Here is a 14,910-nt window from a genome sequence, read left to right as displayed (position 1 = left end):
CAGGACCCCGATGCAAACGCTCTTGGACAATTTACCGGCTGCGAGAGAAAAACTGATCGCGGCTTAAACTGACAGACACCCGGGAGGGTGCCGACTGTCAGATCAAGTCTTGGCTACTACATATAATGAGCAATAATCATGCCGCGTGCGAGACTTTTTCGAGGGCAATTTCTAACACACGGAGATGAAGGATAAAAGGATTATCTGCAATGAAGGGGGGAAAGGTGAGCTTTTTTCATCCTGAATCGACTTCAACTTTTAGTAATCATTGCGAATTGGCGGCGGGTTTGATATTTATCGGGGTATGAAAAATACCAATTCTACCCCAGTTCAGGCGGAGCGCTATGGTCAGGCCGGTTATCCAACCGTAGAAAAACTGATAGATACCGAGGACTTTGATGCCATAAATCTGGCATTTGAGGAGGCCTATGGGGAACTCTTCGAGATGTCCAAAAAGAGGAAGAGTTTCGGCACCCAGCGCGACATCAAACGCATGATGAGGGCGCTGGAGCTCACCCTCGATCTTTTCCGCGAGCTGCTCGCTATAAAATACAGGCTTCAGGATGAAATGGCCAAGGCTAAGAAAAAGCCGCAACAGCCGTGACTGGTGAACGGTCGGAACCCCGCGGTAGCGGCGGCTTAGTGCCGCGGGAATGACAGTGTGGTCGTCCTCCCCGAATGGCGCAAATTAAAAAGACAATAAAAATCAAACAGCTAGGCTGAACGAACTTTTTTTTCGTACATTAGCAACTTGCGCTTTTGCCCCGGCCGATAACACAAGTGGAAGGTGATGCTCTGGAGGTTTCATATGACTTTAGAAACTATAAACACGATGGCGATAAAACAGGGGGCCAAGGCATCCAAGGCCAAGGGTGCATATGGTACCAGCTACGGCGGGGCTTCATCGCCACAGTTTGGCAATGCGATGCTGGATGCAGTCGGCGCCTTTGAGGGAACAGCGGCTACCGCGATGAACCTCTATGGCGGCGTTAATTCTTCGACGGTTCTTGCGGCAGCCTTTTCCGGCGTCAACTCCTATAATGCTCAGGCGGCAGGGGGCGGCGTCCCGTATTTCGCCAGCGGCGGCGGAAACGCGCTTACAGCGCAGGGGCTCCTTCCAACTTCAGGAAATACGCCTGTCATCCCTGGCGCGGAAGGATTCAGCCACATGGATATGATAAACACGATGAACCAGAATAACCTTCAGCTCCTCGAGTTGCAGGCCGTCATGCAGAGCAATATGCAGGGATGGAATACCAAGTCGAACATACTATCTGCTGATCACCGCGCCAGGATGGCGATGATCGAAAAATTTACGACGAGATAATTAAAACAGGGTTGGAATTCCCACCGCGGATTGCATATAATGCAGTCCGCGGTTTTTTATGTGCGCGTCTGGTCGTCACCGAAAGATTCGGCGAATTGGGAGAGGCTCATGATAGAGATGAACAGGGAACATCTGGCAGCGATGATGGAGGCGGGCTACATTTATCTGGGGATGAAAAGGTTTAAAGAGGCCCGCGAGCTCTTCGAGGGGCTGCTCGTGCTGGCTCCTGAAAGCGAAATTCCATCGGTCGCCCTTGGAAATGTCGAGTTTTGCGAGGGAAAACTCGCGCGTGCTATAAAGCATTACAAGGTCGCCCTGAAGAAGGATCCAAAAAGCTATTTTGCGAAGGTCTATTATGGAGAGGCCCTCTTTTTTTCGGGAAAAAGGGAGGAGGCGCTGGAGCTCATCAATGAGGTTGCATCTTCGGACAAGTCAGGCGCGGGGGAGTTCGCAAGGGCGCTCCTTCAGGCGATAGAGGGCGGTTTCGAGCCCAAGAAGGGGAAGGGAAAGGTGTCCAAATGAAGAAAAACAGTTGCGCGCTGATCATCCTATTCGTTGCGGCCCTTTTTCTACTCATCTCCTGCAGTCGCATCGAGCTTTATCAAAATCTCAGTGAGGAGGATGCCAACGAGATGCTCGTTCTGCTCGCTGAAAACAATATCAAGGCTGTGAAGAAAAAAGACATAGTTCAAAATGAGGTTACCTACTCCATAGTCGTCTCTGAGGATGAGTTGGTAAAGGCCCGCGCCCTTCTCGTGCGGCATAACCTTCCGAGAAAGAGGGAGCTGGGGCTTACCGGCGTCTATAAGGAAAAGGGTTTGATACCGACTCCTGATGAACAAAAGGCGCGATTTCTGTTGGCGCTGAAGGGTGAAATAATAAACTCACTTCACAGGATTCCTCAGGTGGTCGATGCCGACGTCGTTTTGAACGTCCCTACGAGAGGGGAATTTGCCGATGCGGAGACGCGCCACCGTCAGAGGCCTACCGCCTCGGTAGTCGTTAAGGCAAAGCCTCTTGAGGGGGGAGAATCGGCCCTTTCCGAGGCAAAGATACAGCAGTTCGTCTCCAACGCCGTGGAGGAGATGAATCCTAGGGATGTCACGGTAATAATAACCTACATCACCTCTGATGGCAGGGTCCCGAAATCCGACGATGTGAAGAGCTTGGGAGCGGCCTCCGTTATGCCATCTCCGACGAGTGCGGTTCGCTCAAGCCAGCCGCGCCCTGTCGTTCATTCCGATGAGCTGGTCGGGCTCAAGATGGATGCCGAATCCAAGGAGAAGCTGAAGGTCTATATACTGATCTTCTTTGTCCTGCTCATATTGCTTTCCTCTGCGCTGATAGTCGTCATCATTCAGGGGAGCCGGATGCGGAGGATTATAGGCCAGTTGAAGAGCCACGTTGGGGATCATCCTGCCATAGAGGGGCATATAATGGATGAAGGACCGAAAGGGCTGCCCCACGGCCAGTGACCCCGATTCCGGGGATACAAGCGGCTTGTCTCCCCAAAAATTGTGCGTTTGCCAGAGATATATTTATAACTCATTGATATTTAATGTTTTTAATTGGTGGCACAGGCGGCTTGTGTCACCGGATTAAATTTTTCAGATTAGCAACTTGGCCTTATCCATTCACCGATAATAGTAGTGAGAGGATGATCCTCTACAGGAGGTTGTCGAAGTGGCGCTGCGTACTATTAAAACTGACTTGGTTAGATATGAGATGCGGATGGTTCAGGGACAGGATCCCAACTTCCGCGAGGCAAAAAAACCAGGGGCCTTTGGGAGATTTCTTTCCGGTTTCGGAAAGGTGCTTGGATCGATGACCATGCCGCTTTCATTTTTATTCCCGCCCGCTGCCATCGGAGCGGCCGGCATGTACGGCGTTGGCGCCATCGGAGATGGGATGCAGAGAAGGGCATATGCCAATGCGGTGGAGAAGGCTCAGCGCGATCAGATGACACAGGTGGCCTTCCCGGGTCTGCAGTTCGGTGCCATGTCGCAGCTTCAACCCGCCGCAGGAACTATGGCAGCCAATGACCAGCAGATCATGCAGGTTCTTGAGGCGCGGGGAGGATCGATGACGGAGATGACTCATAGGATCTGATGTAAGGGATTAAATTTAATGTGCGGGCTCTTTGGCGACCTCCCTTGAAAGAGGGGGGTCGCTTTCTCGTTTTGGTGACTGATCTCTCCATTTGCCCCTTATACGAAGCAAAATCGCCTCCCGAATTTCTGCATAACTTATTGATATCTAATGAAAAAATTGACTGATTTCCCTCTAATTGGGATGGCATGTAAAGTGCATGTATAGCCGCCGAGGGCATTGTAGGGGGGCAAATGTCAAAGACGGCGGTCAAAAATGATAGGAAGTTATCCGCAAAGAGGGATCTCGAAGCCCGCGCCAGGGTCAGGGCCTCTGTCGCCGCTAAAAAGGCAGCAGATGAGGTTAGAGCCCTCTTTGGCAATAAGCAGGCAACCAAGAAGGAGATTGCGGAGCTCAGGCGCAGGGATGATCTTATCAACCAATACATGCCCTATGCCGCTTCAATCGCAAACAGGGTCTGTCAGTCCCTCTCCTCAGCGGTCGATTATGAAGAGGTTCTTTGCAATGCCAGACTTGGACTCCTTGAAGCGGCCAAGCGCTTCGATGACACTCAGGAGGTCGATTTCCGCACCTTCGCGTATTATCGTATCAAAGGGGCCATCTACGATGGCCTTCGCAGGAGCGGATGGCTTCCTAGAACTCTCTACGCCAAGATCAAATTCGAGGAAGCCGCGAACGAATATCTGCAGAATAAATCGCTCAATCATTCCGGGACCATCGCAGCCGAAGCCAGAAGGAAAGAGGGGGATAAGGGCGAGGAAAATGCGGTCGCCGAGACCGTCAATAGCATTGCATCCATATACATCATATCGCTCGATGCCCATGAGGAGATGGAGGTCGAGGATGCCGATGCTGTCAATGTGGAACACCGTGCCGAGTTCATGCAGATTCGCAGACATATGCGCGATGCGATCGGCAGCCTTCCTGAAAAGGAGAAGCAGCTGATTATGATGTACTACTTTCAAAATAGAACTCTGGAAGAGGTCGGCGTGAAGCTGGGGCTGTCGAAGTCATGGACATCGAGGCTTCATGCAAGAGCGCTTTCGCTGCTTTTCAAGAGGATAAGAAACAGGGCGGTTGGCGGGCAGGGCAACGAAGTGATGGATGAGGAGTGATTATGTCAATCGACGCGATTGTTGGAAAACTCAATCAGGAAGCATTGAACAAGGCGGTCGGACGTTCCGAAGGGCTCGCGCAAGAGGTGAGCGGCGGCAACAAGTTCAAGGATGTGATGAGCAAGATGGAGTCCGGCGCGGAATTCGCCGATGCGCTCGGAGTCGGAGCGCAGCAGGATGTAACGCCGGTCAATCAGATGCAGGCCTTAAACGGCGAAGCGGTTTCATTTTCTCCGGCCGATCAGGTCACGGGGCTGTCGCAGCCCGAGACATCCAAAAAGGTTATGGAGATGCTCGGCGACGTCAATCGCGGGCAGATGCAGATGAATAGCCTCGTAAACCACGTCCTTTACAGCGGGAAAAAGTTCAGCAATCAGGAGCTCCTTGTAATCCAGGCCCACGTTTTTCACTTCGCCCAGATGACGGAACTCACCGTAAAGGTCGCGGAGCAGAGTGTGTCCTCTGTAAAATCGGTCCTCAACACACAGGTTCAGTGAGGATAAGCTATAATGGACCAGGCCCTGAATAATAGACAGCGCATCGTTGCGGCGATGTCAGTGCTGGGCGACGGAGAGGAAGCCGCCGCCTTGGCGCATTTTATGTGCGAGAGCGATGCCAGCGCTCATGCGACTCTTGTGGGGAGGTACGCGCGCGAAAACGATCGTGAACTTGCGATGAAGAGGATGGTTAAAAATCTTATCTCCCTCGATTCATTTTCGAGCCTCGCTGAAATACATCCTGCGTGGATACTTGAAAAGTTAAAGGATGAGCCGCCGAGGGTAATAGGTATAATACTTCGCTTTCTGCCGTCGAGTCATGTCAGGTACATTCTCAAGAACCTCTCTCCCATCATCTGCAAACAGGTTCCCAATATGGTTGAATCTTTTTCCGTGCATCCGGACGTTCTCGATACCATCCGCAGGAAATTTGAAGGCAATTTCCTGCCCATGAGAATATCGCGGCTGATAGGCAATCCGGGATTTGAGAATCTTTACTATCTGAAAGAGCCTGAGCTGGAAGAACTGTTTGTGGAACTCGGTTTAACGGAACTCGCCATCGCGCTTTCAGAGATGTCCCCTAACGTCCTCAAAATAATCTACAACAGACTGGATATAAAAGAAGCCAAGAAATTGAAGGCCAGGGTAGATGCCCTTCCGCCTGAAGTTGCGCCTGAATTTGTTAGGCAGGCTAAGGCTACTTTTATGAAATTAGAGAGCGAAAGGATGGGATCGAAGCAGTTCCTGAAGACCATAGGGCTTGGCGCATTTGCCGATGCGATGGATGAAGACACTGTCGATCTGATGCGGCTCATCCTGCAGCGGCTCGATCCCAAGGACGGCTATAAATTGAAGCGCTTCGTAGATGAGAGGCGCATCCGCCATAACTTCGTTTCATCGGAGCAGCGCCGCGATATGGTCCTCAGTGCGGTGAGGTTTCTTGCACAGGAGGGGCGTGTAGATAGAGCCTGGCTCGGGGAATTTGAAGATGGCGGCGATAATATCGAAAATAAGTCCGCGGAATCCGATCCGTGGGAAGAAGAGACAAAAACCCTCCATCAGTTGGCATAAATCTCTCCCTGTGCTATTAATCTACCGATGCGGCCGTGTTTTGGCACCGACTGCGCTTTGATGCTTTGGGAAAGGATTATCCGATATGTCAAAAATCGTTAAAGGTCGTGGGGTTGCACAATCTTCCCCCTCCTCGGATCGCCTGCTCGACTCCGGCGGGGTCATCCATAAAAGGGTTATGGATGCCCGGAGCAAGGCAGACCAGATAGTCAAGGATGCGCTCAAGCAGTCCGCCGATATAAAGGCTCAGGCCGAGTCGGTGCTTGCGGATGGCAAAAAACGGGCTGAAGAGGCGGTAAAGAAGGGGTATGCCGAGGGGCAGTCCAAGGGGCTAGCTGCGGTGACAGAGAAGCTTTTGATGCTTGAGACGTTGAAGGAGAAATTTTACGCCGAGGTGGAATCCGATGTTGTGAAGCTTGCGATGATGATCGCCGAAAAGATAATAGGTGATTTGACAATTCAAAATACCGAACTCGTCAAGGCTGTTGCCAAGCAGGCTCTTGAAAAAACTCTCGGCGATAGAATCGTGATAAGGTTCAACCCCGAGGACTATAAACTTCTCATCGAAGAGGGTTCCGATTTCAGGCAGTATGTGGATAAGACGAAGAGATTGACCATTCGCCCTGACGATGGGGTTTCCAAGGGAGGTTGCATAGTCGAGTCTGAAGTCGGAACGATAGATGCGCAGCTCGAACCGCAGCTTTCTGCCATCAGAAAGGCCCTTTGCTGATATGTCACAACACGACGATCAAAAGAAAAAAGAGAATGATTTGCCGAAGGTGGATTTCCACAAATACAGGCATCTCCTTGCCAATGTTTCCACTTACAATATCAAAGGAAAAGTGACCGAGCTTACCGGGATAGTGGTTCGCGCGGTGGTGCCGGGGGTGAGGATCGGGGAGCTCTGTTTCATAATCCCGCATCATGGACAGGCTCCGATCAAGTCCGAGGTGGTGGGTTTCCGCGATCAGGAAGTTTTGTTGATGCCTCTGGGAGAGCTTGAGGGCATAGGACTTGGAAACGATGTAATACCGACGGGCCACGTCCTCACGGTGCGCGTCGGTCATGGGCTTCTCGGTCGCGTGCTGGATGGTCTGGGAGAGCCTCTCGATGCAGAGACCAATGGTCCTCTGGTTTTTGATGAAGAATATCCTGTTACAGCGAATCCCCCAAAGGCTTTAAAACGCGAGAGGGTTACGAAGAAGCTCTCGGTGGGAATAAAGGCAATCGATGCGATGCTGACCGTAGGCGAGGGGCAGCGAATTGGTTTTTTTGCGGCGGCCGGCGTAGGAAAGTCAACCCTCATAGGCATGATCGCAAGAAATACCGAGGCTGAGGTCAACGTCATCTGTCTGGTTGGAGAACGCGGACGCGAGGTGAGAGACTTTCTTGAGGAAGCTCTGGGCGCGGAGGGTTTGGCCAGATCTGTCGTGGTGGTTTCGACCTCCGATCAACCCTCCCTCGTCAGGCTCAAGGCTGCCTACGTGGCCACCGCTATCGCGGAATATTTCAGAGACAAGGGCAAGAAGGTGATGCTGATGATGGATTCCATCACCAGGTTTGCAAGGGCCCTTCGCGAGGTCGGGCTTGCGGTGGGGGAACCCCCGGCGCGACAGGGATATACCCCTTCGGTCTTTTCAACATTGCCAAGGCTCCTTGAAAGGTCTGGAAACTCCGACAAGGGATCCATAACCGCGTTTTATACAATACTCGTTGCCGGCGACGACATGAACGAGCCGGTTGCGGATGAAAGCAGGTCGATACTTGATGGCCACATTATTCTTTCAAGGGCGCTTGCTACCCGTGGCCATTATCCTGCGATAGATATCTCGGAGAGCGTGAGCCGCGTGATGGACTCGATCATTGATTCCGATCATCGTGAAGCCGCCATAAAACTACGCGAGGTGGTGGCCAATTATGAGAAGGAGAGAGACCTGATCCTCATAGGCGCTTACGAGGAGGGGAGCGATCCCAAGGTCGATTACGCGATCGAGAAAATTGAGGAGGTCAACAACTTCCTCAAGCAGGATAGCGACGAGAAGGTCGATGGCGAAGAGGCCTCACAGATGCTGAAGGATCTTTTTTCCTGAGTTTTGGAGCCTTGAGAAATGGCGAAGCAAAAATACAGGCTGCAGGCTCTTTTAAATCTGAAGGAGCGGCTTAAGCGAAGGGCCGAAATAGCTCTTGCCAAGGCTATAAATGAATTGAACGAGGCAAGAAAAAAACTTGAGCAGCTCGAAGAGGAGAAGGAAAAGATAATCGAAAAGTGGAAGGCAGCCCGAAAAGAGATGCGGATCCAGATGGATCTCGGGGTGGCCGTTGGCAAGGGAAATGTTCATGTAAATTTCATAAAGAAATTGAAAGAGGATCAGGAAGAAAAGGAAGAGGAGATAGAGGATCAGAAAGCAGTGATAGAGGATTGCGAGGGGAAGGTGGCTTTGGCGAGACGAAACTACATAGATGCGGCCAAGGAGCTGCAGGTCATGGAGAAACACAAGGAGCTCTGGCAGAAAAAAGTCAAAGAGGAGTTGAATGCCAAGGAACAGAAGGAGATGGACGACCTGGGTTCGACGATTCATCAATTGAAGAAATGGCGGGGAGAAAAAAACGTTTTCGAATAACGGAGAGAAGATATGGTTGATAGCGTAGAAAGATCCGATCAGCTGAGGGCTGAACGAATGAAGGAGCTTCAGAAGGAAAAGGAGCGGCCTCGCCAGAAGGAGAGCGAATTTGATCAACTTCTCAGGCAGAATCAGGTCCCCGCCAAGCCCATACAGACCAGCCAGGTAGAGTCCAGGGTGGCCACCGAATACGCGATAAAAGAGGCTGTCAAGGAGGAGGATCGTCGCGGCGATGACGGAAAAAAAGATGAGAAGGAGGAGAAGGAGAAGGGGCGCGATTCCAAGCAGGAGAGCGGTCGCGCGGAGGGGAAAGTCGCCGATCAGAAGGTCATAGCCAAGGGCCGACTCAGGCAGGGACAGCAAGGTTTTCAGGGGGGGCGTCAAGGCTACGGCGGCTCGGCGAGTTCGCGCAAGGAGATGGGCAAGAGGCTGGAGAAATCCGGCGCAAAATCCCTCCCGCTCGATCTTCGCGGGAATTTTGCCAGCAAGCTGGTTTCGGCGATGAAGGCAGATGATCCATCCAAAAATCCGGCGATGAGCCAGCAGGTTCTCAATAAGATAGTCCAATATGTCAAGATAGGCATAAATAAACAGGGCGAAAAGGAGATCCAGGTCGATCTCCATGAGAGGATATTCAGGGGGCTTAAACTCAGGGTTATCGCCAGGGGTGGAAAGGTTGCGGTCCGCTTCGCCTCAACCGATCCGAAAAGCCGGGAGGTCCTTGAAAAGAACCGGGATGGGATTCAAAAAGCCCTGAAGGATAAAGGGATAGATGTTGAAGACATTGAAATTACTTGATATAGACGTGTAAGCAGTTTTTGAACTCCCTCTCACTGTAGGGGTCCATATTCGATGGCGATCAGACCGTTCAAGTTCAAGCTGAAGAAAATCACGAAAAGAGAGGGCGATCTCGTCGGCGCTCTTTACGAATTTCTTCCCGCAACTGGCATGAAGGAGAATTTTCTCAGCGGAGTTATAGATGCCTTGGAAAGTCATCTTGGACAGAGCGTCGAGATTTCGATGGAGTCCTTTCACTATCAGCGAGTTTCCGAGTATCTTCCCAATGTCGCGGACAGCAGCGTCGTGGCGACCTTCGGCATGAATCCGGTGCACAGGAAAGCCTTGTGTGAAATAGACCCTTTGATCGCAATCGCCGCGGTTGAGTATCTCCTTGGCGGGCGTCCGAAGGGGGGTGCGATGAGGAAGCTCAGCGAAACCGAACTCGGTGTCTTGCAGTATTTGATTTTGCAGATACTTTCTTCCATCTATCGTCTCTCCGGTCAGAATCCCCGTGTGCATTTTCGCTTCGATAGATTCATCTCCGGCTCGAGGGAGCTCGCCGGAATCGCCGACCCGGAGGATGGGGTGGCAGTTCTTATCTTCAGGATAAGGTTTGGCAAACTGGCCGGTTTTTTCCGGTTGATCCTGCCGGATCCGTTCATAGAAGAGAACTTTCTTCCCGCGCTCCCTGCCGGGAAGGTTGATGCTGTGAGGGGGAATCAGTTTCTGGAAAGCGTATCGCGTTATTCATATGTCAGGTTTCCTCTATACGCCGAAATCGGCAGGACGGAACTCAGCCCGGCGGATCTCGGAAGCGTCGAAGAGGGTGATGTCATAATTTTGGACGAGGCTTATCTTAAACATGCCGCAGAGAGTTCATCGGGGAAAGCGGTGATAAGATTCGGCGATGGCAGATGCGGAGGGATAGAAAGCGAGTTCGAACAAGATGGCCATCTTCTCAAATGCAAACTCATGGGATTTCATGAATAGCTTTAGGAGGTTTCTATGAAAAAACGCGACGGTGATTCTTCGCAGGAGCTTTCACTTGAAGAGGATATGGACATATTCGATGAACTCGAATCCGGCGATTCTTCCGCCGATGACGATATAGATGTTCCAGTCATAGAGGAGGAAAAGACGGAGCCTGATACTCCGCATCTTTTTTCTGACGAAGTTGCAGAAGATGGCGAGGCTGACGATTTCGAAATTACAGAGCAGCCTCCCTTGCCTTCGGAGGAGGGGGCCGGGCACTCCGAAGATTTTGAAGAGGAACCATCCGTATCCGAGAAGATCGCCGATGAACCTGCCAGCGTAGGGCTGGCTCATGAGTTGATGAAGCTCGCTCCAGATATCCCTGTCAACATCGTCGCTGTGATAGGAAAGACTATGAGCAACATAGGCGACGTAGTGAAATACCGCCCAGGTCAGGTCATCGACCTAGCTCGCCCCCCATCTGAAACGGTCGACCTCGTGGCGAACGGCAAGTTGATAGCAAGAGGTGAGCTGGTCGATATGGACGGCAGGTTGGGCGTCAGGATTCTCAAACTGCTAAGATAGGAGTTTTTCGATGATGGCCATGAGCGCTCTTGTGCTGGCTGTTGAAACTGTTCCAGCGACAGCATCTACAGCCGGGGATTTTACGTGGTTGTTCATAAAGATGATGCTCTTCCTCGGCATCGTCACCATAGCTGCAGTTATTATTCTGAAATATGCGGTTCCAAAAATTGGATTTATGCGTCGTTTTCAGCAAGGCAGCTATTTCAGAGTGCATGGGCGATATCAGCTTGAACCGAGGAAAGCGCTCTATCTCATCGAAGTCTGCAATAGATATTTGGTGATTGCTTCCGGAGATCATGCTATAAACTTCATCGCGGAGCTGTCGGCGAAAGATGTCCTGTCCAGTTGCGAAGACGGCCCAGGAAAGATCAGGGATGATAATAAAGCATAAAAAAAGATTCGTTGTCGGCCTCGTGTCGGCTCTTGTATGTCTTGGCATCAGCGCAGGGGCCTATGCACAGACCGCCACCGGAGGGGTGGGGGTTTCCAGGCCGCTTGTGATGCTGATGGTGCTGGCGTCGCTGGCGATGGTCCCATTCATCGTCATGATGGTGACATCCTTCGTCAAGATAGCGGTCGTCCTGGCTCTGATCAGAAACGCGATGGGAACACAGCAGGTTCCGCCAAACGTCATCATCACCGGGTTGGCGTTGATTCTTACAATCTATATCATGGTTCCTGTCGGATACGAAGTTTACAGGATTTCAGGGTCGGTGCTCAATCAGGGTACGAACCAGCCGCTTCTCTCGCAGGCCTCCGTTCAGATTCTGGCGGAGGGGGTGAAGGCCGGGAAAGAACCCGTGCGCAGTTTTCTGCTGAAACATGTTCATCAGAAAGAGCGGGTGCTTTTTTACAATCTAGCTTTGAAACTCAGGACTAGTGAAGAGGATAGGGCTCAGGTAAAGGATGATGATTTTATAAATTTGATTCCAGCCTTCGTTGTGAGCGAGCTTTCGGAAGCCTTCCAGGTCGGCTTTATAATATTTCTCCCGTTCGTAGTGATCGATCTCGTGATAGCCAATATCCTTCTTGCGCTCGGGATGTTCCAAATTTCACCAATTACGATTTCCCTTCCGTTTAAGCTGCTGCTCTTCGTCCTGGTGGACGGCTGGCACATTATCGCGAAGGGTTTGATCCTCGGATACGTTTAATAACGGTGGAGATATTTTGAGATGCCCGAATATTTTATAGGTATTGCTAAACAGGCTCTCTTCCTTTCGCTCATATTGACCGGCCCTCCGGTTATGGCGGCGATGCTCGTTGGTCTTGTCATAAGTATTTTGCAGGCCACGACGCAGATTCAGGAGCAGACGCTTACCTTCGTGCCGAAGCTTTTTACCGTTGTCGCGGTTCTGGCCATCGCGGGTCCGTGGATGCTGGCTCAGATGGTAGCCTTCACCTCTTCGATCTTTGATTCAATTCCAACCTACATTCATTGAGTCTCGGAAAGGCCTTAAGGGATGCAGGAACTTCTACAAAGAATAGGCGTCACGATCGATGTCGCCTTCTTCATAGTTTTTTTCTCTTTGATATGGGTCAGAATTCTGATGATGACCTCAATCACGCCTTTTCTTTTCGGAAAGCCTGTTCCCAGATACGTTCTTGTCGCAGCCTCATTTGTGCTCGCGGCATTCGCATTCCCTAATCTTGTTCCCAAAACCCCGCCCGCGCTTTCCGAAGACAGGTTGCAGCTCGTGATGCTTTTTCTGAAGGAAATTTTTTATGGTCTTTCGATAGGCATGGCCGTCTCCGTCATCTTTCACGCATTTTCATCGGTAGGTCAGATGGTTGACAATCAGAGAGGTATGTCCATAGCCAGGGTCCTCATCCCGCAGCTCGGCGAACAGGGATCGGTGACGGGGTTGTTTCTCTTTCAATTTGCCATCGTGATATATCTTTCAATGGGAGGGCATCTCGTATTTCTCGATACATTTTTTCAGAGTTTCCGCTCCCTTCCTCTTCTAGAATTTCCTGAAGCGGGTCCGGGGATGTTGGCCTTTGCGGACTTCTTCATAAAGCTTACGGGAGAAGTTGTATATATAGCTCTACAGCTTTCAATGCCCGTTATAATAGCTATCTTTCTGGCCGATCTTATCTTAGGGCTTGCCAACAGGATAGCCCCCCAGATTAACGTTTGGATGCTCGGCTTTCAGATTAAAGGATATCTGGGTATATTGATGGTTTTTGTAGCCATTACCATGATAGGCGAACAGATTGAGAGCTATACGAATAAAGCGAATGATTATACGGGGGAGGCGGTTCAGTTTCTCGAGGGGAAAATTCCCGAGGGCTTTGAAGAGATATCCCTTCCCAATGAGGGGATGCCCGACACGGATCTTGGCCCTGTTCCCGTCATCACCAAGTGATTTTTATACCCCTTAAAGGGGGCTTAAGACCCCATTTATAGCCTATCTTATCGGGTCAGGTCTCCTTTCGGATATTTTGTGTTTGTAATTACATGATATCATTAGTAAAATACCTTTCAGGGCGATCGGAGCTTCAAAGGTTTTGGCATTTTGATTGCATATAGGAGCTGCAGCGGGGGAATGCTGATTCGCCGCCCGTCTCTCAGGACAAGGGACGGTAAAGGAGGCAAAGATGGTAAGCCAGATCAAAAAAATAGATACCAACAGAGATGGGCGCATAAGCACCGAGGAATATAAGCAGCACTGGGACGGCGTTAAAGCAAAATGGGATTTGGGCGCCAGGCAGGCCAGCGCCTATAGCAGCTCCTCTTCCAGTTCTGCATTGGGGACCTTTGCGGATCTCGCTGCTGCAAGGAGCCCCACGGCCAATGAGCTATCCAACATAGAAAATCAGGTGCATAGCCTTCTCATGCAGATGGAGCAGACCAAAGCGTCGGACAAGAGAAGCGAAGAGCTCAGACAGCAGTATGAAAATCTCATTTCGCAGTACGACGGTCTTCATCAAAAGAGCGCTAGCAGCTCCGCCAACAAGTCGGCGACCGCCTCGGCTGCCGCGGCGCATGGCAAATCAAAGGGTTTTTTTGGAGCGGGTGGGCTGAGGGGATCCGGAGGGAAGGCTAAGAGCCCTTCTTTGAATCCGGCCTCAGCACAGGAGCAGACCTACGGTTCAGGTTCTTCCAAAGCGTTGACTTTTTCAGCTCCTGCACAATGGGGAGATGTTGATTATGATTTGTCCAGCCCGAATGCCTCGACGCTTCTGCAGAGTTCTTTGATGAAAGAGACATACATACAGAACGCGTGGGATGACGTTAACAATAGCAGTAGAAAGGGCAAAGAGCTGATGATGCTTTTCTTCTATTATGCCCGAATGGCCGAATCAGGCGACATGGGCGCCGTCTATCAGTTCATGAAGTTCATCACCTACATAATCTCCAAGGACAAGGCCAAGCAGCAGATAGAGATGGGCAAAAAACTGATCGAGCTTCAGGAGCTTTCGAGAAGGTGGACCAACAAGCTCCTCAATCTCGAATCAAACTCCACCGACTCGTCGGCCTCCGGCGAACTGATGAAGACGATGACCATCGTCAAGAGCGAGACCGATGCCATTGCGACATCGCAGAAACTCATCAGCCAGATGATGGAAGAGTTTGCGCAGGTCGTGGAAACCCTCACGAATACCACAAAGGGCGCCCTTGAGACGCAGGGCAGGATGCTCAGGACAGTTTCCACATTCAGATAAAATCGATCGGGGGCGGTTGATTTTGAAAAAGGGGGAAGGAGTTTGGGGGGCTCTGCCGATGGGCGGGGCCTTTTCTTTTGGGTGTAAACATTGAGTGATAATATAAAAACCTTGCGGGACTGCGATTTAGATGTTAATTTTCAAATAAATATTAAGCAGTTGGGGAA

At 51.0% G+C, this 14,910-nt stretch carries 19 protein-coding genes; all 19 read left to right on the top strand.

The window, feature by feature from the left end; genetic code table 11:
* The first annotated feature begins 304 nt into the window (after positions 1 to 304).
* Positions 305 to 604, top strand: coding sequence for a hypothetical protein (locus tag GX659_03615; protein ID NLD27876.1), 300 nt, complete (start codon positions 305 to 307; stop codon positions 602 to 604).
* A 204-nt stretch (positions 605 to 808) separates the two neighbouring features.
* Positions 809 to 1,327, top strand: coding sequence for a hypothetical protein (locus GX659_03610; GenBank protein NLD27875.1), 519 nt, complete (start codon positions 809 to 811; stop codon positions 1,325 to 1,327).
* Positions 1,328 to 1,435: 108 nt separating this feature from the next.
* Entirely contained in the window at positions 1,436 to 1,849 is a 414-nt protein-coding gene (locus GX659_03605; protein ID NLD27874.1) for a tetratricopeptide repeat protein, read from the top strand.
* The gene (locus GX659_03600; protein ID NLD27873.1) at positions 1,846 to 2,802 is read left to right on the top strand and encodes a hypothetical protein; all 957 of its coding nucleotides are present in this window, start codon (positions 1,846 to 1,848) and stop codon (positions 2,800 to 2,802) included. Before GX659_03605 ends, GX659_03600 begins: the two co-directional genes overlap by 4 nt.
* Positions 2,803 to 3,010: 208 nt before the next feature.
* Positions 3,011 to 3,436 (top strand): hypothetical protein, encoded by a 426-nt coding sequence (locus tag GX659_03595; protein ID NLD27872.1) that lies wholly within the window; start codon positions 3,011 to 3,013, stop codon positions 3,434 to 3,436.
* Positions 3,437 to 3,669: 233 nt separating this feature from the next.
* Positions 3,670 to 4,551: a sigma-70 family RNA polymerase sigma factor gene (locus tag GX659_03590; protein NLD27871.1), complete on the top strand. Its 882-nt coding sequence runs from the start codon at positions 3,670 to 3,672 to the stop codon at positions 4,549 to 4,551.
* Positions 4,552 to 4,553: 2 nt separating this feature from the next.
* Positions 4,554 to 5,048 carry a hypothetical protein gene (locus GX659_03585; GenBank protein NLD27870.1) on the top strand — a complete coding sequence of 165 codons (495 nt, stop codon included), beginning with the start codon at positions 4,554 to 4,556 and terminating at the stop codon, positions 5,046 to 5,048.
* A gap of 12 nt (positions 5,049 to 5,060) precedes the next feature.
* Positions 5,061 to 6,119, top strand: coding sequence for a hypothetical protein (locus GX659_03580; GenBank protein ID NLD27869.1), 1,059 nt, complete (start codon positions 5,061 to 5,063; stop codon positions 6,117 to 6,119).
* 85 nt (positions 6,120 to 6,204) lie between these two features.
* A complete protein-coding gene (locus GX659_03575; GenBank protein ID NLD27868.1) occupies positions 6,205 to 6,849 on the top strand; it encodes a hypothetical protein in 645 nt (214 codons plus the stop codon).
* Position 6,850: 1 nt separating this feature from the next.
* The gene (gene fliI, locus GX659_03570; GenBank protein NLD27867.1) at positions 6,851 to 8,209 is read left to right on the top strand and encodes a flagellar protein export ATPase FliI; all 1,359 of its coding nucleotides are present in this window, start codon (positions 6,851 to 6,853) and stop codon (positions 8,207 to 8,209) included.
* Positions 8,210 to 8,227: 18 nt separating this feature from the next.
* Positions 8,228 to 8,740 (top strand): flagellar export protein FliJ, encoded by a 513-nt coding sequence (gene fliJ, locus GX659_03565; GenBank protein NLD27866.1) that lies wholly within the window; start codon positions 8,228 to 8,230, stop codon positions 8,738 to 8,740.
* A gap of 12 nt (positions 8,741 to 8,752) precedes the next feature.
* On the top strand, positions 8,753 to 9,538 hold the full coding sequence (locus GX659_03560; protein NLD27865.1) for a flagellar hook-length control protein FliK: 786 nt from the start codon (positions 8,753 to 8,755) through the stop codon (positions 9,536 to 9,538).
* A 54-nt stretch (positions 9,539 to 9,592) separates the two neighbouring features.
* Positions 9,593 to 10,510: a hypothetical protein gene (locus GX659_03555; GenBank protein ID NLD27864.1), complete on the top strand. Its 918-nt coding sequence runs from the start codon at positions 9,593 to 9,595 to the stop codon at positions 10,508 to 10,510.
* Positions 10,511 to 10,525: 15 nt separating this feature from the next.
* On the top strand, positions 10,526 to 11,077 hold the full coding sequence (locus tag GX659_03550) for a hypothetical protein (protein NLD27863.1): 552 nt from the start codon (positions 10,526 to 10,528) through the stop codon (positions 11,075 to 11,077).
* A 10-nt stretch (positions 11,078 to 11,087) separates the two neighbouring features.
* Positions 11,088 to 11,468 carry a FliO/MopB family protein gene (locus GX659_03545; GenBank protein ID NLD27862.1) on the top strand — a complete coding sequence of 127 codons (381 nt, stop codon included), beginning with the start codon at positions 11,088 to 11,090 and terminating at the stop codon, positions 11,466 to 11,468.
* Positions 11,452 to 12,228 carry a type III secretion system export apparatus subunit SctR gene (gene sctR / locus GX659_03540; protein NLD27861.1) on the top strand — a complete coding sequence of 259 codons (777 nt, stop codon included), beginning with the start codon at positions 11,452 to 11,454 and terminating at the stop codon, positions 12,226 to 12,228. Before GX659_03545 ends, sctR begins: the two co-directional genes overlap by 17 nt.
* Positions 12,229 to 12,249: 21 nt before the next feature.
* Positions 12,250 to 12,516 (top strand): flagellar biosynthesis protein FliQ, encoded by a 267-nt coding sequence (gene fliQ, locus GX659_03535; protein NLD27860.1) that lies wholly within the window; start codon positions 12,250 to 12,252, stop codon positions 12,514 to 12,516.
* A 21-nt stretch (positions 12,517 to 12,537) separates the two neighbouring features.
* Positions 12,538 to 13,443 carry a flagellar biosynthetic protein FliR gene (locus GX659_03530; GenBank protein NLD27859.1) on the top strand — a complete coding sequence of 302 codons (906 nt, stop codon included), beginning with the start codon at positions 12,538 to 12,540 and terminating at the stop codon, positions 13,441 to 13,443.
* A 232-nt stretch (positions 13,444 to 13,675) separates the two neighbouring features.
* A complete protein-coding gene (locus GX659_03525) occupies positions 13,676 to 14,743 on the top strand; it encodes a hypothetical protein (GenBank protein NLD27858.1) in 1,068 nt (355 codons plus the stop codon).
* The last annotated feature ends 167 nt before the right edge of the window (positions 14,744 to 14,910 follow it).

This window comes from Myxococcales bacterium, assembly GCA_012513515.1.
Taxonomy (GTDB): Bacteria; UBA10199; UBA10199; order 2-02-FULL-44-16; family JAAZCA01; genus JAAZCA01.
The sequence above is the reverse complement of the archived record's forward strand: the minus strand, read 5'-3'. Positions and strand labels throughout refer to the sequence as shown.

Excerpts from the sequence above, each read along its gene's own strand:
- GX659_03590 (NLD27871.1), top strand. The coding sequence starts at position 3,670 with ATGTCAAAGACGGCGGTCAAAAATGATAGGAAGTTATCCGCAAAGAGG.
- GX659_03610 (NLD27875.1), top strand. The coding sequence starts at position 809 with ATGACTTTAGAAACTATAAACACGATGGCGATAAAACAGGGGGCCAAG.
- fliI (NLD27867.1), top strand. The coding sequence starts at position 6,851 with ATGTCACAACACGACGATCAAAAGAAAAAAGAGAATGATTTGCCGAAG.
- GX659_03615 (NLD27876.1), top strand. The coding sequence starts at position 305 with ATGAAAAATACCAATTCTACCCCAGTTCAGGCGGAGCGCTATGGTCAG.
- sctR (NLD27861.1), top strand. The coding sequence starts at position 11,452 with ATGATAATAAAGCATAAAAAAAGATTCGTTGTCGGCCTCGTGTCGGCT.
- fliJ (NLD27866.1), top strand. The coding sequence starts at position 8,228 with ATGGCGAAGCAAAAATACAGGCTGCAGGCTCTTTTAAATCTGAAGGAG.
- GX659_03545 (NLD27862.1), top strand. The coding sequence starts at position 11,088 with ATGATGGCCATGAGCGCTCTTGTGCTGGCTGTTGAAACTGTTCCAGCG.
- GX659_03555 (NLD27864.1), top strand. The coding sequence starts at position 9,593 with ATGGCGATCAGACCGTTCAAGTTCAAGCTGAAGAAAATCACGAAAAGA.
- GX659_03525 (NLD27858.1), top strand. The coding sequence starts at position 13,676 with ATGGTAAGCCAGATCAAAAAAATAGATACCAACAGAGATGGGCGCATA.
- GX659_03580 (NLD27869.1), top strand. The coding sequence starts at position 5,061 with ATGGACCAGGCCCTGAATAATAGACAGCGCATCGTTGCGGCGATGTCA.
- GX659_03585 (NLD27870.1), top strand. The coding sequence starts at position 4,554 with ATGTCAATCGACGCGATTGTTGGAAAACTCAATCAGGAAGCATTGAAC.
- GX659_03605 (NLD27874.1), top strand. The coding sequence starts at position 1,436 with ATGATAGAGATGAACAGGGAACATCTGGCAGCGATGATGGAGGCGGGC.
- GX659_03560 (NLD27865.1), top strand. The coding sequence starts at position 8,753 with ATGGTTGATAGCGTAGAAAGATCCGATCAGCTGAGGGCTGAACGAATG.
- GX659_03600 (NLD27873.1), top strand. The coding sequence starts at position 1,846 with ATGAAGAAAAACAGTTGCGCGCTGATCATCCTATTCGTTGCGGCCCTT.
- GX659_03530 (NLD27859.1), top strand. The coding sequence starts at position 12,538 with ATGCAGGAACTTCTACAAAGAATAGGCGTCACGATCGATGTCGCCTTC.
- fliQ (NLD27860.1), top strand. The coding sequence starts at position 12,250 with ATGCCCGAATATTTTATAGGTATTGCTAAACAGGCTCTCTTCCTTTCG.
- GX659_03575 (NLD27868.1), top strand. The coding sequence starts at position 6,205 with ATGTCAAAAATCGTTAAAGGTCGTGGGGTTGCACAATCTTCCCCCTCC.
- GX659_03550 (NLD27863.1), top strand. The coding sequence starts at position 10,526 with ATGAAAAAACGCGACGGTGATTCTTCGCAGGAGCTTTCACTTGAAGAG.